Below are 22,850 nucleotides of genomic sequence, written 5' to 3' on the forward strand. Positions count from 1 at the left end.
TCAGCCCACAGGGAAGACTTCGCCGGCCGTGATGACATGGCGCTTCCCGTCATCGCCGGCAAGCAGCAGGGCGCCGGCCGCGTCCAGCCCCTCGAAGGTACCATGCAGCTCGTGGCTACCGGTACGGGCCCGGATACGGCGGCCGAGCGCATGGGCGCGCGCCAGCCAGGCCGCGCGGACCGGCGCGAAGCCCTCCGCCCGCCAGCGCCCGAGCCAGCGGTCGAGCGCCGCCACCTCGGCCGCCACCACCGCCTCGACACCGCCGGCATAGCCCTCCGCCGACAGCGACGTGGCCGGCCATTCGGTGCCTTCCGGCCTGGTCGCAACATTGGTACCGATGCCGACCACCAGTGCCTCCACTATGCCGGAGGTGCCGAGCCGCGACTGCAGCAGGATGCCGACCGCCTTGCGGGCGTCGATCAGCACGTCGTTCGGCCATTTGCAGGCAACGGCCTTGCCGGGCGCCAGCAGGGCCTCGAAGGCCTCCGCCACGGCAACGGCGGCGAGGAAGGAGAGGCTTGCGGCTTCGGCCGCAGGAACCGCGGGGCGCAGCAGCAGCGAGAAATAGGCATTGCCCGGCGGCGACGCCCAGCCCCGGCCCGACCGTCCGCGCCCGCCCGATTGCGCCTTGGCCCAGACCACCGTGCCGGCCGGCGCGCCCGCCTCGGCCAGCCTCAGCGCCTCGTCATTGGTGCTGCCGATCGTGTCATAGGCGGCCAGCTGATAGCCGGCCGGCAGGGCGATCACGGCAGCAGGGCCCGCGCGGCGATCTGCGCGCCGGCGACGATCGGCGCCGGATAGACGAAGAAGAAGAGCGTGAACAGACCCGCCGCCACGGTGACGACGCCGACGCCGCGGTCGGTATTGGCCGCGAAGGGCTCGGCCGGCGCGTCGAAATACATCAGCTTGACGATGCGGAGGTAGTAGTAGGCGCCGACCACGCTGGTCACCACGCCGATCACCGCCAGCACGTAGAGCCCGGCATTCACCGCCGCCATGAAGACGTAGAACTTGCCGAAGAAACCGGCGAGCGGCGGCACCCCGGCGAGCGAGAACATGAAGACGGCCATCGCCGCCGCCAGTCCCGGCCGCGTGCGGGCGAGGCCGGCAAGGTCGGAAATCTCTTCGCTGTAGCCGGTGGCCCGGCGCATGCAGAGAATGACGCCGAACGTGCCGACATTCATCGCGAGATAGATCGCGAGGTAGATCAGCACGCCGCGCACGCCTTCCTGGTTCGCGGCAGCGAGACCGATCAGGGCGTAGCCGACATGGCCGATCGAGGAATAGGCCATCAGCCGCTTGATGTTGCTCTGTCCGATGGCGGCGAAGGCGCCGAGCACCATCGAGAGCACCGCGATCACCACGATGATCTGCCGCCACTCCTCCACCATGCCGCCGAACGGCACCAGGAAGACCCGCATGAAGAGCGCGATCGCGGCCACCTTCGGCGCCGCCGCCATGAACGAGGTGACCGGCGTCGGCGCGCCCTCGTAGACGTCGGGCGTCCACATATGGAACGGCGCGGCCGAGCATTTGAAGGCGATGCCGGCGGCGATGAAGACCAAGCCGACCAGCACCCCGATCGGCGTGCCACCGCCCTGCAGCACCTGGGCGAGGCCGGCGAAGCTGGTGGTGCCGGCGAAGCCGTAGACCAGCGAGGCGCCGTAGAGCAGCATGCCGGAGGAGAGCGCGCCGAGGACGAAGTATTTCAGCCCGGCCTCGGTCGAGCGCGTCGAATCCCGCTTGAACGCCGCGCAGACATAGATGGCGAGCGACTGCAGCTCGAGGCCGAGATAGAGCGCGATCAGGTCGCCGGCCGAGACCATGATCATCATGCCGATCGTGGAGAGCATCAGCAGGACCGGGAACTCGAACCGCTCGATGCCCTGGTCGCGCAGATAGCCGAGCGACATGGCGATGGCGAGGCCGGTGCCGACCAGGATCAGGATCTTGGCGAAGCTGCCGAAGGCATCCACGACGAACATGCCGCCGAAGCCGGTCGCGGCCTGCCGGCCCAGCACCAGCACGATGGCGGCGGCGAGCGCGACGATGGCGGCCGTCGCGACGAAGCGGGTCGACTTCTCGCCGGCATAGACGCCGAACACGAGCAGCACCATGGCGGCGACGGCGAGGAAGATCTCCGGCAGGGCGAGGGCGATATCGGCGATCATCTTCGCCTCCTACATCCCGGCCAGTTTCTTGGCGGTCTCGAGCGCCGCGAGATGCTGCTCGATCAGGTTGTCGACCGAGACCTGCATGACCTTGAGGAAGGGATCCGGCCAGACGCCCATCCAGAACACCACCAGCAGCAGCGGCGCGAAGATCGCGATCTCGCGCGGGCTGAGGTCGACCATCTTCTTCAGCTCGTCGCGCGTCAGCGTGCCGAACACCACCCGGCGATAGAGCCACAGGCTGTAGGCGGCGCCGAGAATGATGCCGGTGCAGGCGAGCGCCGCGACCCAGGTCGACACCTTGAAGGCGCCGAGCAGGATCAGGAACTCGCCGACGAAGCCGGAAGTGCCCGGCAGGCCGATCGTCGCCATGGTGAACACCATGAAGACGAAGGCGTATTTCGGCATGTTCTTGACCAGCCCGCCATAGCGGGCGATCTCGCGCGTGTGCAGCCGGTCATAGACCACGCCGACGCAAAGGAAGAGCGCGCCGGAGACGATGCCGTGCGACAGCATCTGCAGGATGCCGCCCTGCAGGCCCGCCGCGGTGAAGGTGAAGATGCCGATCGTCACGAAGCCCATATGGGCGACCGAGGAATAGGCGATCAGCTTCTTCATGTCCTCCTGCATCAGCGCCACCAGCGAGGTGTAGATCACCGCGACGACCGAGAGCGCGAAGACCAGCGGCGTGAAGTAGGCGCTCGCCTCCGGGAACATCGGGATGGAGAAGCGGAGGAAGCCGTAGCCGCCCATCTTCAACAGCACGCCGGCCAGGATGACCGAGCCCGCCGTCGGCGCCTCCACATGCGCGTCCGGCAGCCAGGTATGCACCGGCCACATCGGCACCTTGACCGCGAAGGAGGCGAAGAAGGCGAGCCAGAGCCATTTCTGCACGTCGGCCGCGTAGAGCTTCCCCTCGCCCGCCAGCTGGATCAGGGTCGGGATGTCGGTGGTCCCCGCCTTGAGGTAGAGCGCCAGGATGGCGAGCAGCATCAGCACCGAGCCGAGCAGGGTGTAGAGGAAGAACTTGAAGGTGGCGTAGATCCGCCGCTGCCCGCCCCACACGCCGATGATCAGGAACATCGGGATCAGGCCGGCCTCGAAGAAGAGATAGAACAGCACCACGTCGAGCGCGCAGAAGACGCCGATCATCAGCGTCTCCATCGCCAGGAACGCGATCATGTATTCCTTGACGCGGGTCTCGATCGCATCCCAGCTGGCCAGGATGCAGATCGGCATCAGGAAGGTGGTCAGCAGCACGAAGAACATCGAGATGCCGTCCACGCCCATGTGATAGGCGATGCCGGCGCCGATCCACTCGCCCCGCTCGACGAACTGGAAATCGGCGGTGCGCGGATCGAAATCCTTCCAGATCAGCAGGCTCACCGCGAAGGTGATGATCGTGGTCCACAGCGCCACCATGCGGATGTTGCGCTTGGCGAGCTCGCTGTCCTCGCGGATGAACAGCAGGATGAAGAGAACGCCGACCAGCGGCAGGAAGGTGACGGTGGAAAGCAGCGGCCAGGTCATCGATCAGTGCCCTACCGCGAAGTACCAGGTGACGAAGGCGGCGACTCCGATCAGCATCGCGAAGGCGTAGTGATAGACATAGCCGGTCTGCAGCAGGACCACGCGCCTGGTCACCCGGATCACCGTGGCCGAGACGCCGTCGGGGCCGAGGCCGTCGATCACCCTTCCGTCGCCGCCCTTCCACAACAGACGGCCGAGCCGCATCGCGGGGCGCACCAGCGCCCAGTCGTACAGCTCGTCGAAGTACCACTTGTTGAGCAGGAACCTGTACAGCGGCTCGTTGCGCGCCGCGAGGCCGGCCGGCACCCGGCGGTCGCGGATATACATCCAGTAGGCGACGGCGATGCCGAGCACGCCCGCCGCCACCGGCGCGAGCTTCACCCAGAGCGGCACGTCGTGGAATGTCGCCATCACCTTGTGGTTCTCGGCGACGTAGATCGAGCTGCCCCAGAATTCCTGCCAGTGGTGCCCGGTCATCATGCCGGCGAAGACGATGCCCGCCAGCACCGCGCCGGCGGCCAGCACATAGAGCGGGATCAGCATGACGGGCGGGCTCTCATGCGCCGCCTCGAAATGGTGATGGTCGTGCGGATGGCCGTGGAAGGTCATGAAGATCAGCCGCCAGGAATAGAAGGCGGTCAGCACGGCGGCGGCGAGGCCCATGGCGAAGGCGAAGTCGCCGACGCCGGAATTCGCCGCGAAGGCGGATTCGAGGATCGCGTCCTTGGAGTAGTAGCCGGCGAAGAACGGCACCCCGGCCAGCGCCAGGGACCCGATCCACATCAGCACATAGGTCTGCCTGATCTTCGACCAGAGCCCGCCCATGTGGCGCATGTCCTGCTCGTGATGCATCGCGTGGATGACCGAGCCGGCGCCGAGGAACAGCAGCGCCTTGAAGAAGGCATGGGTGAACAGGTGGAAAATCGCCACCGGATAGGCCGAGACGCCGGCGGCGAAGAACATGTAACCCAGCTGCGAGCAGGTGGAATAAGCGATCACCCGCTTGATGTCGTTCTGCACCAGACCGATGGTCGCCGCGAAGAAGGCGGTGAAGGCGCCGACCGCCGCCACCACGTTGAGCGCGAACGGCGCCATCTCGAACATCGGCGAGCAGCGCGCCACCATGAAGACGCCGGCCGTCACCATGGTCGCGGCATGGATCAGGGCCGACACCGGCGTCGGGCCCTCCATCGCGTCGGGCAGCCAGGTGTGCAGCGGCACCTGCGCCGACTTCCCCATGGCGCCGAGGAACAGCAGCAGGCAGAGCGTGTTCATGATGTCCACGTCCCAGGACAGGAAGTGGAACGTCTTGCCCGCCATGTCGGGCGAGGCCTTGAACACGGTGGCGAAATCGACCGAGCCGAACGCCAGGTAGACGCCGAAGATCCCGAGCGCGAAGCCGAAATCGCCGACCCGGTTGACCACGAAGGCCTTGATCGCCGCCGCATTCGCCGAGGGCCGCTCGTACCAGAAGCCGATCAAGAGGTAGGAGGCGAGGCCCACGCCCTCCCAGCCGAAATACATCTGCACGAAATTGTCGGCGGTCACCAGCATCAGCATGGCGAAGGTGAACAGCGACAGATAGGCCATGAAGCGCGGCTTGTGCGGATCTTCCGCCATGTAGCCGACCGAGTAGACATGCACGACGGCGCTGACCACGTTGACCACGATCAGCATGACCGAGGTCAGCTGGTCGATGCGCAGCGCCCAGGCGATCTGCAGGTCGCCGGCGACGATCCAGTCGAACAGCATCACCGTGGTCGGCTGGTGGCCGATCACCACCTTGAAGAACGCGACGATGGAGAGCAGCGCCGAGGTGATGACGGCGCCGCAGGTGACGATCTGCGATCCCCGGTCGCCCAGAAAGCGCCCGAACAGGCCGGCGACGATGGCGGCGATCAGCGGCAGGAAGACGATGGCGGCGTACACGCGCTCAGCCCTTCATCATGTTGACGTCCTCGACCTCGATCGAGCCGCGGTTGCGGAAATAGACCACCAGGATGGCAAGGCCGATCGCCGCCTCGCCGGCCGCGACGGTGAGCACGAAGAGGGCGAAGACCTGGCCCACCAGGTCGCCGAGGAAGGCGGAGAAGGCGACCAGGTTGATATTGACGGCGAGCAGCATCAGCTCGACCGACATCAGGATGATGATGACGTTCTTCCGGTTCAGGAAGATGCCGAATATCCCGAGCGTGAACAGGATCGCCGCGACGGTCAGATAGTGCCCGAGCCCGATGGTCATCACACGCCCTGCCTCGGCTCGACCTTGCGCAGCGCCACCGCTTCCTCGCGGGTGCGGGAAACCTGCACGGAGATGCGCTGCTTCCTGACGCCTTCGCGCACGCGCAAGGTCAGCACGATGGCGCCGATCATGGCGACCAGCAGGATCAGGCCCGACACTTGGAATGCGAACATGTATTTGGTGTAGAGCACCTGGCCGATCGCATGCGTATTGGCGATCTGCTCGACCGGCGGCGTCGGCGTGGACGCGAACTTCGCCGCCTCCGGCGCGATCGCCCAGGCGCCCAGCACCAGGAACAGCTCGACCAGCAGGATGCCGCCGATCACCAGGCCGATCGGCAGGTAGTTGAGGAAGCCCTCGCGCAGCTCCGCGAAGTTGATGTCGAGCATCATGACGACGAACAGGAACAGCACGGCGACGGCGCCGACATAGACGATGACCAGGATCATCGCCAGGAACTCGGCGCCGAGCAGCACGAACAGCCCCGCCGCGTTGAAGAAGGCGAGGATCAGGAACAGCACGGAATGCACGGGGTTGCGCGCGGCGATCACCATGAAGCCGGCGGCCACCGTGACGGCGGCGAACAGGTAGAAGGCGAGCGCCTGGACGATCATGGTCCCCTTGTGTCCCCCGCTTCCGGCTCAGCGGTACGGCGCGTCGGCCGCGATGTTGGCGGCGAGCTGCCGCTCCCACCGTTCGCCGTTCGCCAGCAGCTTGGCCTTGTCGTAGAACAGCTCTTCCCGCGTCTCGGTGGCGAACTCGAAATTCGGCCCCTCGACGATCGCATCCACCGGGCAGGCCTCCTGGCAGAAGCCGCAATAGATGCACTTGGTCATGTCGATGTCGTAGCGCGTGGTGCGGCGCGAGCCGTCCTCGCGCGGCTCGGCCTCGATGGTGATCGCCTGGGCCGGGCAGATCGCCTCGCAGAGCTTGCAGGCGATGCAGCGCTCTTCTCCGTTCGGATAGCGGCGCAGCGCATGCTCGCCGCGGAAGCGGGGCGAGAGCGGCCCCTTCTCAAACGGATAGTTGATGGTCGCCTTCTTCCGGAACATGTAGCTGAAGGTCAGCGCCAAGCCGGAGACCAGCTCGCTCAGGAAGATGGTCCGCGCGCCGCGGTCGAACATCGCCATGGCCTACCTCCGGACCGGCGCGACAGGGCCGGTTCCCGTTTGGCGCCGCACCATAGTGAGGCGACCTCTCGTTGCAAGCTCGCGCGTCATGCTCATCTCACATCACCGTCTTCGGCGCGAGATCGAAATAGACCAGCACCGCCGCCGTCAGAACCAGCCAGGCGAGCGAGAACGGCAGGAACACCTTCCAGCCGAGCCGCATCAGCTGGTCGTACCGGTAGCGCGGCAGTGTCGCGCGCACCCAGATGAAGACGAAGAGCAGCAGCGTGACCTTGAGCGCAAACCAGAACGGTCCCATCCAGACCGGGGTCGGCAGCGGATACGGGGCCAGCCAGCCGCCGAGGAACAGCACGGTGGTCATGCCGCACATCAGGATCATGTTGGCGTATTCGCCGAGCATGAAGAGGCCGAAGGACATCGACGAGTATTCGACCTGGTAGCCGGCGACGAGCTCCGATTCCGCCTCCGGCAGGTCGAAAGGATGCCGGTTGGTCTCGGCCAAGGTCGAGATGAAGAAGATGATGAACATCGGGAACAGCGGCAGCGCGAACCACACGGTCCGTTGCGCCTCCACGATCTTCGACAGGTTGAGCGAGCCGACGCAGAGCAGCACCGAGATGATGATGAAGCCCATGGAGACTTCGTAGGACACCATCTGCGAGGCCGAGCGCAGCGCCGCCAGGAACGGATAGCGCGAATTCGACGACCAGCCGGCCATGACGATGCCGTAGACGCCGAGCGAGGAGATCGCGAACAGGTAGAGCACGCCGACATTGATATTGGCGATGACGAGGCCGGCGCCGACCGGAATCACCGCCCAGGCGATCATCGCCAGGATGAAGGTCAGCATCGGCGCGGCGAGGAAGATCACCTTGTTGGCGCCGGTCGGGATGATCGTCTCCTTGAAGATCATCTTCAGCGCGTCGGCGAAGGGCTGCAGGATGCCGAACGGGCCGACCACGTTGGGCCCGAGGCGCAGCTGCATCGCCGCCATCACCTTGCGTTCGAACAGGGTCAGGAATGCGACGATCACCAGCAACGGCACCAGCAGCGCCAGGATCTGAGCGACAATGATCCCGCCGGGCAGGAGATAGCCGGACCAGAGCTCATCCATGGGTGCCGGTCCCTTTTTCGGGCATGCGGCCGGCCGCCAGCGCGCTGCACTCCGCCATGGTGCGCGAGGCCCGCGCGACCGGGTTGGTCAGATAGAAATCGGCGACCGCCGGCTGGAACGGCGCCGCCTCGATTGCGCCGCCGCCCGCGCTCACCGCCCAGCTGGCCGACACGAGACGGTCGACCCTGGCGAAGCAAGGTGCCACGGCGGCGAGCTTCTCGCGCACCGCACCGATCGTGTTGTAGGGCAGCGTCTTGCCGAGCCGCTCCGACAGCGCCCGCAGGATGGTCCAGTCCTCGCGCGCATCGCCCGGCGGCAGCACGGCGCGGCGGCCGCGCTGGGCCCGGCCTTCGAGATTGACGTAGGTGCCGTCCTTCTCGGTATAGGCGGCGCCCGGCAGGATCACGTCGGCGCGATGCGCGCCGCGATCGCCGTGATGGCCCTGATAGATGACGAAGGCCTTGCCGAGACGGTTCGTGTCGATTTCGTCGGCGCCGAGCAGGTAGACCACCTCGATCTGACCCTTGGCCGCGCCGTCCAGGATGCCGGCGACATCGCGCCCGCCCTCGCCCGGCACGAAGCCGATCTCCAGCCCGCCGACCCGCGCCGCTGCGTTGTGCAGCACGTTGAAGCCGTTCCAGCCTTCCTGGATCAGGTTGCAGGCCTCGGCGAGCTTCTGCACGGCGGGCAGCAGCGCGGCGCCGTCCGCCCGCGCCAGCGCGGCCATGCCGACGATGACCATCGGGCGTTTCGCCGCCTTCAAGATTTCGGCGAAGGGATGCGCGCCCGCGGCGATCTGCTCGATCAATTTGGGATCGTTGCCGAGATCCTCGCAGGCGAAGGTCAGATCCGCCTTCGGCCCGATGCTCGCCGCCTTGAAGCCACCGGCCAGATAGCGCTTGCGGATGCGGGCGTTGAGCACCGCCGCCTCCTTGCGCGGGTTGCAGCCGACCAGCAGCAGCGCATCGGCCTGCTCGATGCCGGCAATGGTGGAGTTGAACAGCCAGCCGGCGCGATTCTTCGGATCGAGCCTGGCGCCGTCCTGCCGGCAGTCGATGTTGGCCGAGCCGAGCGATGCCATCAGCTCCTTCAGCAGCAGCATGCTCTCGGCGTCGCAAAGATCGCCGGCAATGGCCGCGATCTTCGCGCCGGCAACGCCATTGAGGCGCGCGGCAATGGCATCGAAAGCCTCGGCCCAGCTCGCCGGCTTCAGCTTGCCGTCACGGCGCACATAGGGCGTGTCGAGGCGCTGGCGCTTCAGCCCGTCGCAGGCGAAGCGGGTCTTGTCGGAGATCCACTCCTCGTTGACGTCGTCGTTGGTGCGCGGCAGCACGCGCATCACCTCGGTGCCACGGGCATCGATGCGCACGTTGGAGCCGAGCGCGTCCATCACGTCGACAGATTCGGTCTTGCGCAGCTCCCAGGGCCGCGCGCTGAAGGCATAGGGTTTCGATGTCAGCGCACCGACCGGGCAGAGATCGATCACATTGCCCTGCATCTCGGAGGTCATCGCCTTCTCGAGATAGGTGGTGATCTGCATGTCCTCGCCGCGGCCGACCGCGCCGAGCTCCTCCACACCGGCCACCTCGGTGGAGAAGCGGATGCAGCGGGTGCAGTGGATGCACCGCGTCATGATCGTCTTGACCAGCGGGCCGATATACTTGTCCTTCACCGCCCGCTTGTTCTCGTGGAATCGGCTCGAGCCCCGGCCATAGCCCATGGCCTGGTCCTGCAGGTCGCATTCGCCGCCCTGGTCGCAGATCGGGCAATCGAGCGGATGATTGATCAGCAGGAACTCCATCACCCCTTCGCACGCCTTCTTCACCAGCGGCGTGTCGGTGTGGATCACCATGTTGTCCATCACCGGCATGGCGCAGGACGCGATCGGCTTCGGCGCCTTCTCCTGCTCCACCAGGCACATGCGGCAATTGCCGGCGATCGACAGGCGCTCGTGATAGCAGAAGCGCGGGATCTCGATGCCAAGCTGCTCACAGGCCTGCAGCACCGTCGTGCCGGGCTCGACCGTGATCTCCTTGCCGTCGATCGTGAGCTTGGGCATGGACGCTTATCCTTACGCGGCGCGCGACGGCTTGGCCGCCGCGATGCGCCGTTCGAGCTCGGGTCGGAAATGCCGGATCAGGCCCTGGATCGGCCAGGCGGCCGCATCGCCCAGCGCGCAGATCGTGTGGCCGTCGACCTGGGTGGTGACTTCGAGCAGCAGGTCGATCTCCGCAGGCTCCGCGTCGCCCCTCACCAGCCGCTCCATCACCCGCCACATCCAGCCGGTGCCTTCGCGGCAGGGCGTGCACTGGCCGCAGCTCTCGTGCTTGTAGAATTCCGACAGGCGCGCGATCGCCTTCACCAGGTCGGTCGACTTGTCCATCACGATCACCGCGGCGGTGCCGAGGCCCGACTTCACCGCGCGCAGAGAATCGAAATCCATCAGCACGGTGTCGCAGATCGATTTCGGGATCATCGGCACGGACGAGCCGCCGGGGATGATCGCCAGCAGATTGTCCCAGCCGCCGCGCACGCCGCCAGCATGCTTCTCGATCAACTCCTTCAGGGAGACGCCCATCTCCTCTTCCACGTTGCACGGCTTGTTCACGTGGCCGGAGATGCAGAACACCTTGGTGCCGGTGTTATTGGGGCGGCCGAGCGCTGCGAACCAGGCGCCGCCGCGGCGCAGGATGGTCGGCGCGACCGCGATGCTCTCGACATTGTTCACCGTGGTCGGGCAGCCCCAGACGCCCATATTGGCCGGGAAAGGTGGCTTGAGCCGCGGCTGGCCCTTCTTGCCTTCCAGGCTCTCGATCAGCGCGGTCTCCTCGCCGCAGATATAGGCGCCGGCGCCGCGATGCACGAAGACGTCGAAATCGTAGCCGGAGCCGCAGGCATTCCTGCCGAGCAGGCCGGCGTCATAGGCCTCCTGGATCGCCGCCTCCAGGATGTTGCCCTCGCGGTGGAACTCGCCGCGGATATAGATGTAGGCGGCAACGGCGCGCATGGCGAAACCCGCAAGCAGGCAGCCCTCGACCAGCTTGTGCGGGTCGTGGCGCATCATGTCGCGGTCCTTGCAGGTGCCGGGCTCGCCCTCGTCGGCATTGACCACGAGATAGCTCGGCCGGCCGTCCGACTTCTTCGGCATGAACGACCATTTCACGCCGGTGGGGAAGCCGGCGCCGCCGCGGCCGCGCAGGCCCGAGGCTTTCATCTCGTCGATGATCCAGTCCTGCCCCTTCTCCATGATGGCCTTGGTGCCATCCCAGTCGCCGCGCCGCCGCGCCGCTTCCAGGCGCCAGTCGTCGAAGCCGTAGAGGTTGGTGAAGATGCGGTCCTGGTCCTTCAGCATCTGGGCACTACTCGGCAGGACGGTTGATTGACGTAAGGGTGGTCGCGCCGCCCGCGGGCTCGGAGGTGTGGCGACCGGACTGCGTGCCGGGCTTCGGCGTCTCGCCGGCGGCGAGCTGCTTCAGCACCTTCACCGCCGTCTCCGGCGTCAGGTCCTCGTAATACTCGTCGCCGATCTGCATCATCGGGGCGTTGACGCAGGCGCCGAGGCACTCGACTTCCTTCAACGTGAACATGCCGTCGGCGGTGGTCTCGCCCACCTTGATGCCGAGATGCTTCTCGCAGGCCTGGACGATATCGCCGGAGCCGCGCAGCCAGCACGGCGTCGTGGTGCAGACCTGCACATGGTGCCGGCCGATCGGCTGCAGGTTGTACATGGTGTAGAAGGACGCCACCTCCCACACCCGGATCTCCGGCATGCCGAGGAAGCCCGCGATGTAGCGGATCGCCGGCTCGGTCAGCCAGCCGCCGATCTGGCGCTGCGCGATGTCGAGCAGCGGCATGACCGCGCTCTGCTGCCGGCCCGGCGGATATTTCGCCACATGCTTCTGGGCCAGCGCCTCGTTCTCTGCCGTGAAGGCGAAAGGCGCATTGGAAAGCGTCGGCGTGTAGTCGTGTCCACTCATCGGTCGATGCTGCCGAAGACGATGTCGAGGCTGCCGATCACCGCCGGCGCGTCGGCCAGCATGTGCCCTTTGCAGAGGAAATCGAGCGCCTGCAGGTGGGCGTAGTCCGGACAGCGGATCTTGCACTTGTACGGCCGGTTGGTGCCGTCGGCGATGACATAGACGCCGAACTCGCCCTTCGGCGCCTCGACCGCCACATAGGTCTCGCCGGGCGGCACCTTGTAGCCCTCGGTGTAGAGCTTGAAGTGGTGGATCAGCGCCTCCATGGAGCGCTTCATCTCAGCCCGCGAGGGCGGCGCCACCTTGCGGTCCAACGTGACCACCTCGCCCGGCGGCATCTTCTCGAGGCACTGCTCGATGATGCGCACCGATTGGCGCATCTCCTCGATGCGGCAGAGATAGCGGTCGTAGCAGTCGCCGTTCTTGCCGACCGGGATATCGAAATCGACCTCCTCGTACATGTCGTAGGGCTGCGCCTTGCGCAGGTCCCACGGGAGCCCTGAGCCGCGCAGCATCACGCCGGAGAAGCCCCAGTCCAGCGCGTCTTCCAGCTTGACCAGGCCGATATCGACATTGCGCTGCTTGAAGATGCGGTTCTCGGTCAGCAGGCCTTCCAGGTCGTCGATGAACTTCTGGAAGCCGCGGGCATAGGCGCCGATATCGTCGCCGAGCTTCGCCGGCATGTCCTGGTGCACACCGCCGGGCCGGAAATACGCCGCGTGCAGCCGGGCGCCCGACACGCGCTCGTAGAACTCCATCAGCTTCTCGCGCTCCTCGAAGCCCCAGAGCGCGGGCGTGGTGGCGCCGACATCGAGCGCCTGCGTGGTGATGTTGAGCAGGTGGTTCAGGATGCGGGTGATCTCGGAGAACAGCACCCGGATCCACTGCCCGCGCGGTGGCACTTCCAGCCCCAGCAGCTTCTCGACCGCCAGCGCATAGGCATGCTCCATGCACATCGGCGACACGTAGTCGAGCCGGTCGAAATACGGCACCGCCTGCAGATAGGTCTTGTACTCGATCAGCTTTTCGGTGCCGCGGTGGAGCAGCCCGATATGCGGATCGCAGCGTTCCACCACTTCGCCGTCCAGCTCCATGACCAGGCGCAGCACGCCGTGGGCCGCCGGATGCTGCGGCCCGAAATTCAGCGTGTAGTTCTCGATCTTGAGCTCGCCCGACTTCACCGCATCCATGGCTCAGCTCCCCGGCTTCGGTGCGGGCGGCGCGGATGGGGGCGCCTCGGCCTTCTCGTCGCCCGGCAGGACGTAGCGGGCGCCCTCCCACGGGCTCAGGAAATCGAAGCGGCGGAATTCCTGGGTCAACGTCACCGGCTCGTAGACGACGCGCTTCTGCTCCTCGTCGTAGCGCAGCTCCACATAGCCGGTGAGCGGGAAGTCCTTGCGCAGCGGATGCCCCTCGAAGCCGTAATCGGTGAGCAGACGGCGGAGATCGGGATGGTCGGAGAACATCACGCCGTACATGTCCCAGGTTTCGCGCTCGAACCAGTTGGCGGTGGAGTAGACCCCGACCGCCGATGGGACCGGCGTCGCCTCGTCGGTCTGCACCACCACCCGTATACGCTGATTCTGTTTCAGGCTGAGCAGGTGATAGACGACGTCGAACCGCTTCGGCCGCTCCGGCCAGTCGACGCCGGTGATGTCGACCAGCACCTGGAACAGGCAGGACGGCTCGTCGCGCAGCCAGGCCAGCAGCCGCACGATCGCCGCCGCCTCCGCTTCCACGCGAAGCTCGCCGAGATTGACCGAATAGCCGGTCACATCGGTCGGGAAGGCCTGCGCAATCTGCTGGCCGAGTTCGTTCAGCGCCTCATCCATGACGCGTTGCTCGCGCCCCTTTCATTGCGATGCCTGGATTGCCCCTGCCCCTCACCGGGCGATGGTCTCGACCCGGCGGATGCGCTTCTGCAGCTGCATGATGCCGTAGACCAGCGCCTCCGCCGTGGGCGGGCAGCCGGGCACGTAGATATCGACCGGCACGATGCGGTCGCAGCCGCGCACCACGGAATAACTGTAGTGGTAATAGCCGCCGCCATTGGCGCAGGAGCCCATCGAGATGACGTAGCGCGGCTCCGCCATCTGGTCGTAGACCTTGCGCAAGGCCGGGGCCATCTTGTTGGTCAAGGTGCCGGCGACGATCATCACGTCCGACTGCCGCGGGCTCGCGCGCGGCACCACGCCCAGCCGGTCGAGGTCGTAGCGCGGCATATAGGCGTGGATCATTTCGACGGCGCAGCAGGCCAGCCCGAAGGTCATCGGCCAGAGCGAGCCGGTGCGGGCCCAGTTGACCAGCTTGTCGAGTTGGGTGACCAGATAGCCCTTGTCAGCCAGCGCGTCCTGGAACGCCTTCAGCGCCGCCTCGTGGTCGCTGGTGAGGGCAATGGTGCCGGCGCTCATTCCCATTCGAGCGCTCCCTTCTTCCACTCGTAGATGAAGCCGACGGTCAGCACGCCGAGGAAGACCATCATCGACCAGAAGCCGACCACGCCGATCTCACCCAGCGTGACCGCCCACGGGAACAAGAAGGCAACTTCCAGGTCGAAAATGATGAACAGGATCGCCACCAGGTAGAACCGCACGTCGAACTGCTTGCGCGAATCGTCGAACGGCTCGAAGCCGCATTCGTAAGGCGACAGCTTCTCCGCCTCCGGCCTCTGCTTGGCGGCGATGATCGACACCAGGATCATGACGAGGGCCAGACCCACCGCGATCCCCAGAAACAGCAGGATCGGCAGGTACTCGGCCAGCAGCGCTTGCATGATTCGACCCTAGATCGGCGCCCCGGCCGCACCCGACGCGAGCAGCAGCCTTCGGCGCCCCCCGAAAACGGCCGGAGTATAGGCGCGGCTCCCGGTGATGGGAAGGTTTCCGGCTCGCAGGTGCGAAATGTCGCGCCGCCGGCGGAAACCTGGCCGAACCGGCGAGATCGGCCGCCGGAATCGCCCGCCGGAATCAGGCGGCGGCGGACAGGCCGTCGAGCGCCCTGGTCGCCTCCCGGATCGCATCCCCGAGCTCGCGCACCAGCGCCGCCCGTGCGTCTTCGCCCAGGTCGCAGCGTTCGATCCGTTCCGCGATGTCGGCCAGGCGCAAGACGCCGAAATTCCCCGCCACGCCCTTCAGCGAATGCGCCGCGGCGGCCACGGCGCCGGCATCGCGGCTCGCATTGGCCGCCACGACGGTGGCGACGGCCGCCGTCAGCGACGGCAGCAGGCTGGCGATCAGGTCGTCGAAAGCGCGCCGGTCGAGCACGTCCCGAATCTCGTCCAGCCGGCCGCGATCGAGCACCGGCAGGGCGCCGGCCGCCTGCTGCGCCGCCCCCGGCGCCGCGCCGGCCGGCGCGTCGACGGCATGCGCCATCGCGGCGAACAGTCGCGCGGCGTCGATCGGCTTCGGCACGTGATCGTCCATGCCGGCCGCCAGATAGCGCTCGCGGTCGCCGACCAGGGCATTGGCGGTCAGGGCGATGATCGGCACCCGCGCCGCGCTGCCGCCCAAGTCGCGGATCTGACGGGTCGCCTCGAGCCCGTCCACCACCGGCATCTGCACGTCCATGAGGATCAGGTCGAACCGGCTCTCGCGTGCCGCCGCGACCGCCTCGGCGCCGTTGCCGGCCAGCGCGACGACATGGCCGGCCCGCTCCAGCAGCTTGCGCACCAGCACCTGGTTGATCTCGTTGTCCTCTGCGACCAGCACGCGCAGCGGGCGAAGCGCCGCCCCGCCGGATGCCTTGCCGCCGTCATCGGTGCTCTCGATCGCGGCGGCGTCGCCGGCCGGCAGCGGCACGGCGAACCAGAAGCGGCTGCCCGTCTGCGGATCGCTCTCGACGCCGATCTCGCCCCCCATGAGCTGGACCAACTGCTTGCAGATGGAAAGGCCGAGCCCGGTGCCGCCATAGCGCCGCGCGGTGGACGAATCCGCCTGCACGAACCGATCGAAGATCTTCGCCTGGGCCTCGCGCGGGATGCCGATGCCGGTATCGATCACCTCGAACCTGAGGCGCGCCGCTTCGCGCGTCACCTGGATCCGGATCGAGCCGCCTTCGGTGAATTTGATCGCGTTGCCGACCAGGTTGAACAGGATCTGCCGCAATCGTGTCGGATCGCCGCGGAACCAGCCGGAGGCCGCCGGCGCGATCTCGGTCAGAAGCTCGTTCCGCCGCGCCCGCGCCCGCGCCGCCAGCAGCGAGACCACGGCATCGACCACCGGCTCGAGATGGAAGTCGACCGCCTCGAGCTCGACCCGGCCGGCTTCCAGCTTCGAGATGTCGAGGATGTCGTCGATGATCGCCATCAGCCCGTCGGCGCTGCGTCGGGCGAGGCTCAGATAGCCGGCCTGCTCCGCATTGGCCGACATGGCCTCCGCCAGGCCCAGCATGCCGATCACGCCGTTCATCGGCGTGCGGATCTCATGGCTCATCACCGCGAGGAATTCCGACTTCGCGGCGCTTGCCGCCTCGATCTCCGCCTGCTGCCGCTTCAGGTCGGAGATGTCGGTGATGGTGACCACGGTGCGCCCGTGCCGGGCCGGCATCGTGACATGGCGGTACCAGCGCGCGTTGAAGCCCTCGAACTCGACGGCGCCGCGACGGTGCGACCGGAAGGATTGCAGCATCGCCTCGCCGATCGGGTCCTCCGCCGCCGCCGTGCCGGCGGCCCGGGCCGCGCGATGCCGGCGCTCGATGATCTCCTCGAAATGCAGCCCGACGATCGGCCCCATCGCCCGGCGGATCGACGGCGCGAACCTGTCGTTGTGCAGCACGAGCTTGCCATGCGCGTCGAACAGGCCGAATCCGGCATCTATGGACTCGATGGCGTCGCGCAGCGAGCTCTTCGCCCGCTTCAGGGCCGAGATGTCGGTGGCGACCATGACGGTGCCGCCATCGGGCGTCGGCTTGCGGCTGATCCACAGCGTGCGCCCGTCGGTCAGGCGCCGCTCGTAGCTCTGATGCTGGGCGAGGCCGTGCTCGGCCACCCGCTCCGCAAGCCAATGCTCGGCATCGTCCTCGACGGTGGGATCGACGATGTCCCGCAGCACCAGGCGGGCCAGATCGCCGAAGCTGCGCCCGGTCAGCTCGCCCGCATCGCGGAAGCTCGGATAGGTCTCGCGAAACCGCGTGTTGTGCATGGCGAGGTTGCCCTGCGCGTCGAACAGCGCGAAGGCGTCGGGGATGCTTTCGATCGCCTGGCGCAGCCGCATCTCGGTGCGCTTCATGGCCGTGATGTCGGTGCCGACCATCACGCGCCCGCCATCCGGCGTCGGACGGCTGTTGATCAGCAGCGTGCGCCCGCCGCTGACTTCCAGCTCGTAGGGCGCCTCGGTCCGCGGCGCCAGCGCGATCCAGCCGTTCGGATCCTCGGCCGCCACCGGCTCGGCGATCTCGGGCACGGCGAGCCGGCGCAGGGCCGCGCGGGTGATGCCGACCAGGCTGGGCGCGGCGGCAAAGCCCGCCAGCATGGTGCGGAACTTCTCGTTGTGCATGACCAGCCGCTCGTCGCGGTCCCACAGCGCGAAGCTGTCGCCGATGCTCTCGATCGACTGCCTGAGCCGCATCTCGGCATGCTTCAGCGCGGTGATGTTGGTGCGCGTGACGACGACGCTGCCGCTCGGCGTGCGGCGGGCGACCGTGCGGAACCATTCTCCGTGGATACCCGGCAATTCGAGCGGCACGCCGTCGGCCCGCGCGAATGCCTCCAGCATGGCCCGCTTGTTGGCTTCGAGGTCGACCGGTTCGATGTACTCGTCGATATAGGCGTCGAGATGAGCCAGCAGTTCCAGTGCGGTCTTGCCGCGCAGATCGCCATGCGTCGCCGCGACGCGCGGCAGCAGCAGGTCGTTGTACTGTTCGAGCCTGCCCTCCTGGTCGAACAGGCCGAGGCCGATATCCATCCCGTCGATCGCGTCGCGCAGGCGCATCTCGCTGCGCTTGAGGGCGGTGATGTTGGTGAGGGTGATCACCGTGCCGCCGTCGCTCATCCGGTGGCAGGCATAGCGGAACCAGCGGCCGCCGCTGACCGGCCGGTCGAGCGGCGTGCCGTCGGCACGCGCGAACCCGTCGAGCAGCGCCCGCTTCAGCGCCGCGAGATCGACACCCGCCGAACCGAAGACGTTGAGCTGGGCATACCGGTCGATCAGATCGGACACGTGTACGCCCGGCAGGCTTTCCCGATCGGTTATCCGGGGCAGGAAGCGGCTGTTGCAGCGGACCAGGCGGCCGTCCGGCCCGAACAGGCCGACGCCGAGATCGAGGCTCTCCACCGCGTCGGCGAGCTGGATCTCGGTGGCGGAGAGCGACCGGCCGAGCCGCTCGGCGAGCGCCAGCGCCTGCCGGCGCGTCCGGCCGAGCAGCCAGACCAGGCCGCCGAGCAGGCCCGACAGCGCCGCGCCGATCGCATCGACCATCCAGGGCTCGGCCGGCTGCGGGGCAAGCTGCTCGACGGTGGCGCGCCAGTCCCGCCCGCCGAACCGCACCAGCTCGTCATGCGGCACCGGCGACGGGCCGTCGACGGGCGGCGCCAGCGCGCCGGCCACGGCGATCGGCGGCGCCGGCAAGCCGTTCTCGTCGTCGGCGATGGTGACGCGGAGCGGCGCGTCCGCCGGCACGATGTCCTGGATCATCCGCGCCGTGACCACGGCGAGCGACACCCAGCCGACAATGGTGGCACGCCGCGCTTCCTCGGTCGGCGGCACCACGTTGCCGCGGAAGACCGGGAAGTTCAGCACCACGGCCATCTCGCCGGCGCTGAGCTGCACCGGCGTGAAGGGCCGGGTGACGGTCGGCGATCCGGTGGCGATGGAGGCCTGCAGCGCCTGGTGCACGGTCGGGTTGGCGCAGGCATCGCGGCCGATGACCGGCGCGTTGCGGGCGCGCGGCTCGCTCTGGACGATGATGCAGTGCGGGCCGGCCTCGGCCCGGTTCTGCAGCGCGAACCGGGGGTCGCGCGCCGTCTCGGCCGCGACCAGGGCCTCGAGGCCCGCCGCCTCGACCCGGCGGATGAACGAAACGCCCTGCAGGCCGGGGAAGCGCCGCTCCAGGTCCAGCCCTTCGATGAAGGCCCGCCAATGCGCCGGGTTCGGATGTCCGTCGGCGGCGGCGATCGCCTGCGCCGCGAAGCCGGCCGCCTCGATCGCCGACAGGCGGCGGCGCAGTTCGGTCAGGATGGCGCCGGCGCGCATGTCCTGCGCATCGGTCGCCATCTTCACTTCGGCACGCCGCACTTCGGCGCGCTGCCAGGCGGTTGCGCCGAGGCCGGCAACGAGGATCGCGGCGGCCAGCGCGGTCCCCCATTCCCTGGCAATGTTGGCGAATCGCATGACCGGCATCCCGAGGCGCTTGCCCGGATGCTGCCGGATCGGTCTCTACGCGCTGTTAACGCTCAGATACATCGTTCGGCCTAACGCCAAACCGTTGCAACTGTTCGCAGATTTCAGAAGGAAATGGATCGGTCCGGGGAAGGCGCCCGCTGGCCGCCCTTCGGGTTCGGCCGCCCGATCCGAGCGCGCCGCCCGGATCTCAAGCCCGCCGCGACTGGCGGGAGCGACGGGGCTCGAACCCGCGACCTCCGGCGTGACAGGCCGGCGCTCTAACCAACTGAGCTACGCCCCCGCATTCTCGGCGCGAGACGCGCTCCTCTAAGGACCGCGCCTGCCGCTGTCAAGGAAAGCGGCGGCGGCAGCGAAATTTCAGCTGCCGGCGGGCTTTGAGGTGGGCGCCGGCTTGTCGGTCGAGGCGACCGGCGTCGAGGTCGCGGTCGACGCGGTCTCCTCCACGCATTGCGCGGCGACGGGGAGGGCCAGGGCGGCCAGGAAACCGGCGAGTACGAGCTTCACGAGCATCTGCGCACCTCCAGGCGGGCGATATGGTTATTGTCGCACAAGCGAGGTCCGCGGGGAACGCGGCGCGCCGCCGTTCACGCAACCGTGTCGAAAAGCCTGCCATGCCGCGGATCCTGCCGCTTCTTTGCCTGCTTCTGCTCGCCGCCTGCGCCGGCGGTTCCGATTGGACCCATCAACTGCGTGCCGACCATCCGCTGGTCGGCCGGATCTGGGATCCGCAGGCCAATGCCTATGTCGGAGAGGCGGAAGCGCTGCAGCGCGCGGCGGCCGCCGAGCACGTCCTGCTCGGCGAGCGGCACGACAATGCCGATCACCACCGCCTGCAGGCGCGCGTCGCCCGGGCGGTCCTGGCCAAGGATCGCGGCCGCGCCATCGCCATGGAGATGCTGACGCCGGAGCAGGAGCCGGCGGCACAGAACTTCATGACCAGCCGGCCGATGGAAGCGGCCGGCTTCGGCGAGGCGGTCGGCTGGGGCAAGACCGGCTGGCCGCCCTTCGAGATCTACCGGCCCATCATCGAGACCGCGCTGGTCTATGCGAGCCCGCTGCGCGCCGCCAATCTCGGCCGCGAGGAGGTGCAGACCTTGCGCCGCGGCGGCGCGGCGGCGCTGACCGCGACGCGGCGCGCCACGCTCGACCTCGACCGCGAGATCCCGCCGCCGCTCCGCGCGGCGATGGAGCAGGAGATCGCCGATTCCCATTGCGGCGCCCTGCCGCCGAGCGCCCTCGCCCCCTTCGCCAGCATCCAATGGGCGCGCGACGCGGTGATGGCGGCGACCATGCACGAGGCGAAGCGCTCGATCCTGATCGCCGGCGCCGGCCATGTGCGGCGCGACCGCGGCGTGCCGCTGCACCTGATCCAGCGCGCCCCGGCCGACCGCGTGCTGTCGATCGCCTTCGTCGAGGTGAGCGCCGAGCTCACCGACCCGAAGTCGAGGGCCTGGCCGTTCGATCTGGTGTGGTTCACGCCGCGGGTCGACGAGGTCGACCCCTGCGTCAGGTTCCGCGAGCGGATGCGGCCGGCTTCTCGATCCGGCGTTTCGGCGCCCACTTGAGCACCATGCGGCCGTCGGCGGTGAAGCGGACGGTGTTCTCGGTCGAGGCCCGTTTCGGCGCCATGCGCTCGGCCGCCGAACGCGCCGGCGCATAGGCCCGGCGCATCGCCTCGGCGGTGATCTCGCTGTTGGCGCCGCGCTCGAGCGTGGCGCGCCACAGCCCGTCGGCGGCAATCAGGCGGCCGAGTTGCACCGTCGACTGGGAACCATATTCATGCCACACGATCTCCAGCACCGCGCGCGCCGCCTTCGACACCATCGGCTGCGGCGTGACCGCGAGCCCGGCATCCAGCGCCACCAGCACGGTCGGCTCGACCGGCCCCTGCTCGCTCGCCAGGAAGGTTGCCGGCATCAGCTTGGCCCCGCCCGAACGGCCGACATAGACGGCCTGGGCGAGATACATCAGCTGCTGCAGCTTGCGGGCCGACAGCGTCGCGCTCGCGGCCTCGGCGCGGCTCGTGAACCAGAGCGCGACGTCCAGGCTCGAACGCACGGCCGGGCTTGCGGAGGCCAGGGTCGCGGGGGCCAGGGTCGCGGAGGGATGGCGGGTCATCCGGCCAGTGAACGGCGGCCAGGGTTAGCGTTCCGTAAAGACCGCCCTCACCGCTTGCTGCGCCAGGTGACGACCGAGCTGACGGCGTAGTTCCAGACGGCGCCAACCAGCGCGCCGACCAGGCCCGAGACCCACCAGGTCCATTTCTGCTCGAAGGCGAAACTGGCGAAGCCGACATTGGCGACCACGCCGAGGCCGCAGACGAGATAGAACGAGATCAGGCCCCAGACCACGCGCCAGCCCCTGAGGCGGCGGTCGCGATAGGTCAGCACGTTGTTGAGGAAGAAGTTCGACGTCATCGCCACGAAGGTGGCGATGGTCTGCGCCGCCACGAAGGCGACGCCCATCGCCTGGTGCAGCACGCCGAGCGTCGCGAGATGCACCACGACGCCGGAGCCGCCGATCATGCCGAACAGCAGGAAGCGCACCGGCACGAAGCGGCCGAACATCTTGTCCAGCAGCAGCAGCAGGAATTCGAGCACGACCATGCTGTCGAGCTTGCTCTCGCCGTGGATGCGCTGGCGGAACACGAAGGGCAGCTCCTTGAAGCGGAGCGGCTTCGGCGCCGAGGCGAACAGATCGACCAGGATCTTGAAGCCGATGGCGGAGAGGTTGCGCACCGAGCCCTCGAAGGCGGCGCGCGTGATCATGAAGAAGCCGCTCATCGGATCGGAGAGATGCGATTTCAGCACCAGGCGCGCGAGCCGGGTGGCGAAATCGCTGATGGCGACGCGCGAGGCCGCCCAGTCGCCGAGCCCGCCGCCTTCGACATGCCGGCTCGCCACCACGGCGTCGTAATTGCCGCTGGTGATCTCGGCATACATCTTCGGCAGCAGGTTCTCGTCATGCTGCAGGTCGGCATCCATCACGGCGAGATAGGGTGCCGAGGAAGCCAGCATGCCCTCGACGCAGGCGGAGGAGAGGCCGCGGCGGCCGATCCGCTGCACGCAGCGCACATAGGGCTTGTCGCGGCCGAGCCGGCGCACCTCGTCGGCGGTGCCGTCCGGGCTGTCGTCGTCGACGAAGATCGCCTCCCAGGCGATGCCGGCCAGCACCTTCTCCAGCCGCGCCACCAGCTCGGCGACGTTGTCGCGCTCCTTGAAGGTCGGGATGACGATGGAAAGCTCGGCGGCACGCACCGCCGCCAGGGGCGGAACCGCGATTTCGGCGTCGTTCATACAGCGGTCCCCACTCGTGACGGCCAGGATCGCCGTCATAGGTCAATGAATGG

Annotated in this window: 20 protein-coding genes and 1 tRNA gene; 1 reads left to right on the forward strand and 20 read right to left on the reverse strand. The window is 67.8% G+C overall.

Annotated elements, in window-relative coordinates; translation table 11 throughout:
* From DT074_RS02020 to DT074_RS27885, 18 genes are all read right to left on the reverse strand, one after another.
* A complete protein-coding gene (locus tag DT074_RS02020; protein ID WP_368744379.1) occupies window positions 1-747 on the reverse strand; it encodes a biotin--[acetyl-CoA-carboxylase] ligase in 747 nt (248 codons plus the stop codon).
* Window positions 744-2,171, reverse strand: a complete 1,428-nt coding sequence (nuoN, locus tag DT074_RS02025) for an NADH-quinone oxidoreductase subunit NuoN (RefSeq protein ID WP_119418122.1) — start codon at window positions 2,169-2,171, stop codon at window positions 744-746. Before nuoN ends, DT074_RS02020 begins: the two co-directional genes overlap by 4 nt.
* A gap of 9 nt (window positions 2,172-2,180) precedes the next feature.
* Entirely contained in the window at window positions 2,181-3,701 is a 1,521-nt protein-coding gene (locus DT074_RS02030; protein WP_119418123.1) for an NADH-quinone oxidoreductase subunit M, read from the reverse strand.
* A gap of 3 nt (window positions 3,702-3,704) precedes the next feature.
* A complete protein-coding gene (gene nuoL, locus DT074_RS02035; RefSeq protein WP_119418124.1) occupies window positions 3,705-5,630 on the reverse strand; it encodes an NADH-quinone oxidoreductase subunit L in 1,926 nt (641 codons plus the stop codon).
* A gap of 4 nt (window positions 5,631-5,634) precedes the next feature.
* Window positions 5,635-5,943 carry an NADH-quinone oxidoreductase subunit NuoK gene (gene nuoK, locus DT074_RS02040; protein WP_119418125.1) on the reverse strand — a complete coding sequence of 103 codons (309 nt, stop codon included), beginning with the start codon at window positions 5,941-5,943 and terminating at the stop codon, window positions 5,635-5,637.
* A complete protein-coding gene (locus tag DT074_RS02045; RefSeq protein ID WP_119418126.1) occupies window positions 5,943-6,557 on the reverse strand; it encodes an NADH-quinone oxidoreductase subunit J in 615 nt (204 codons plus the stop codon). Before DT074_RS02045 ends, nuoK begins: the two co-directional genes overlap by 1 nt.
* Before the next feature lie 27 nt (window positions 6,558-6,584).
* Complete coding sequence (gene nuoI, locus DT074_RS02050) at window positions 6,585-7,073, reverse strand: NADH-quinone oxidoreductase subunit NuoI (RefSeq protein ID WP_119418127.1); 489 nt, start codon at window positions 7,071-7,073, stop codon at window positions 6,585-6,587.
* 97 nt (window positions 7,074-7,170) lie between these two features.
* Entirely contained in the window at window positions 7,171-8,187 is a 1,017-nt protein-coding gene (nuoH, locus tag DT074_RS02055; protein ID WP_119418128.1) for an NADH-quinone oxidoreductase subunit NuoH, read from the reverse strand.
* A complete protein-coding gene (nuoG, locus tag DT074_RS02060) occupies window positions 8,180-10,246 on the reverse strand; it encodes an NADH-quinone oxidoreductase subunit NuoG (protein WP_119418129.1) in 2,067 nt (688 codons plus the stop codon). The genes nuoH and nuoG overlap by 8 nt, the downstream gene beginning before the upstream one ends.
* Before the next feature lie 12 nt (window positions 10,247-10,258).
* A complete protein-coding gene (gene nuoF, locus DT074_RS02065; RefSeq protein WP_119418130.1) occupies window positions 10,259-11,539 on the reverse strand; it encodes an NADH-quinone oxidoreductase subunit NuoF in 1,281 nt (426 codons plus the stop codon).
* 7 nt (window positions 11,540-11,546) lie between these two features.
* Window positions 11,547-12,164: an NADH-quinone oxidoreductase subunit NuoE gene (nuoE, locus tag DT074_RS02070; RefSeq protein WP_119418131.1), complete on the reverse strand. Its 618-nt coding sequence runs from the start codon at window positions 12,162-12,164 to the stop codon at window positions 11,547-11,549.
* On the reverse strand, window positions 12,161-13,354 hold the full coding sequence (locus DT074_RS02075) for an NADH-quinone oxidoreductase subunit D (protein WP_119418132.1): 1,194 nt from the start codon (window positions 13,352-13,354) through the stop codon (window positions 12,161-12,163). The genes nuoE and DT074_RS02075 overlap by 4 nt, the downstream gene beginning before the upstream one ends.
* Before the next feature lie 3 nt (window positions 13,355-13,357).
* Window positions 13,358-13,996, reverse strand: a complete 639-nt coding sequence (locus tag DT074_RS02080) for an NADH-quinone oxidoreductase subunit C (RefSeq protein ID WP_119418133.1) — start codon at window positions 13,994-13,996, stop codon at window positions 13,358-13,360.
* A gap of 51 nt (window positions 13,997-14,047) precedes the next feature.
* Window positions 14,048-14,581: a NuoB/complex I 20 kDa subunit family protein gene (locus DT074_RS02085; protein WP_119418134.1), complete on the reverse strand. Its 534-nt coding sequence runs from the start codon at window positions 14,579-14,581 to the stop codon at window positions 14,048-14,050.
* Window positions 14,572-14,937, reverse strand: a complete 366-nt coding sequence (locus DT074_RS02090; RefSeq protein ID WP_119418135.1) for an NADH-quinone oxidoreductase subunit A — start codon at window positions 14,935-14,937, stop codon at window positions 14,572-14,574. The genes DT074_RS02085 and DT074_RS02090 overlap by 10 nt, the downstream gene beginning before the upstream one ends.
* A gap of 193 nt (window positions 14,938-15,130) precedes the next feature.
* Window positions 15,131-19,489: a PAS-domain containing protein gene (locus DT074_RS02095; RefSeq protein WP_162914559.1), complete on the reverse strand. Its 4,359-nt coding sequence runs from the start codon at window positions 19,487-19,489 to the stop codon at window positions 15,131-15,133.
* A 215-nt stretch (window positions 19,490-19,704) separates the two neighbouring features.
* Window positions 19,705-19,781, reverse strand: a tRNA-Asp gene (locus tag DT074_RS02100).
* 77 nt (window positions 19,782-19,858) lie between these two features.
* Window positions 19,859-20,011, reverse strand: a complete 153-nt coding sequence (locus DT074_RS27885; RefSeq protein WP_162914560.1) for a hypothetical protein — start codon at window positions 20,009-20,011, stop codon at window positions 19,859-19,861.
* A gap of 101 nt (window positions 20,012-20,112) precedes the next feature.
* Between DT074_RS27885 and DT074_RS02105 the strand changes: the two genes are divergently transcribed.
* Complete coding sequence (locus DT074_RS02105) at window positions 20,113-21,066, forward strand: ChaN family lipoprotein (protein WP_162914561.1); 954 nt, start codon at window positions 20,113-20,115, stop codon at window positions 21,064-21,066.
* Here the strand turns inward: DT074_RS02105 and DT074_RS02110 are convergent.
* Window positions 21,008-21,559, reverse strand: coding sequence for a Panacea domain-containing protein (locus tag DT074_RS02110; RefSeq protein ID WP_162914562.1), 552 nt, complete (start codon window positions 21,557-21,559; stop codon window positions 21,008-21,010). The genes DT074_RS02105 and DT074_RS02110 overlap by 59 nt on opposite strands.
* 107 nt (window positions 21,560-21,666) lie before the next feature.
* Window positions 21,667-22,797 (reverse strand): glycosyltransferase, encoded by a 1,131-nt coding sequence (locus DT074_RS02115; protein WP_119418139.1) that lies wholly within the window; start codon window positions 22,795-22,797, stop codon window positions 21,667-21,669.
* Between the last annotated feature and the right edge of the window lie 53 nt (window positions 22,798-22,850).

Source organism: Desertibaculum subflavum (genome assembly GCA_003576705.1).
In the GTDB taxonomy this organism is placed as follows: Bacteria; Pseudomonadota; Alphaproteobacteria; order Ferrovibrionales; family Ferrovibrionaceae; genus Desertibaculum; species Desertibaculum subflavum.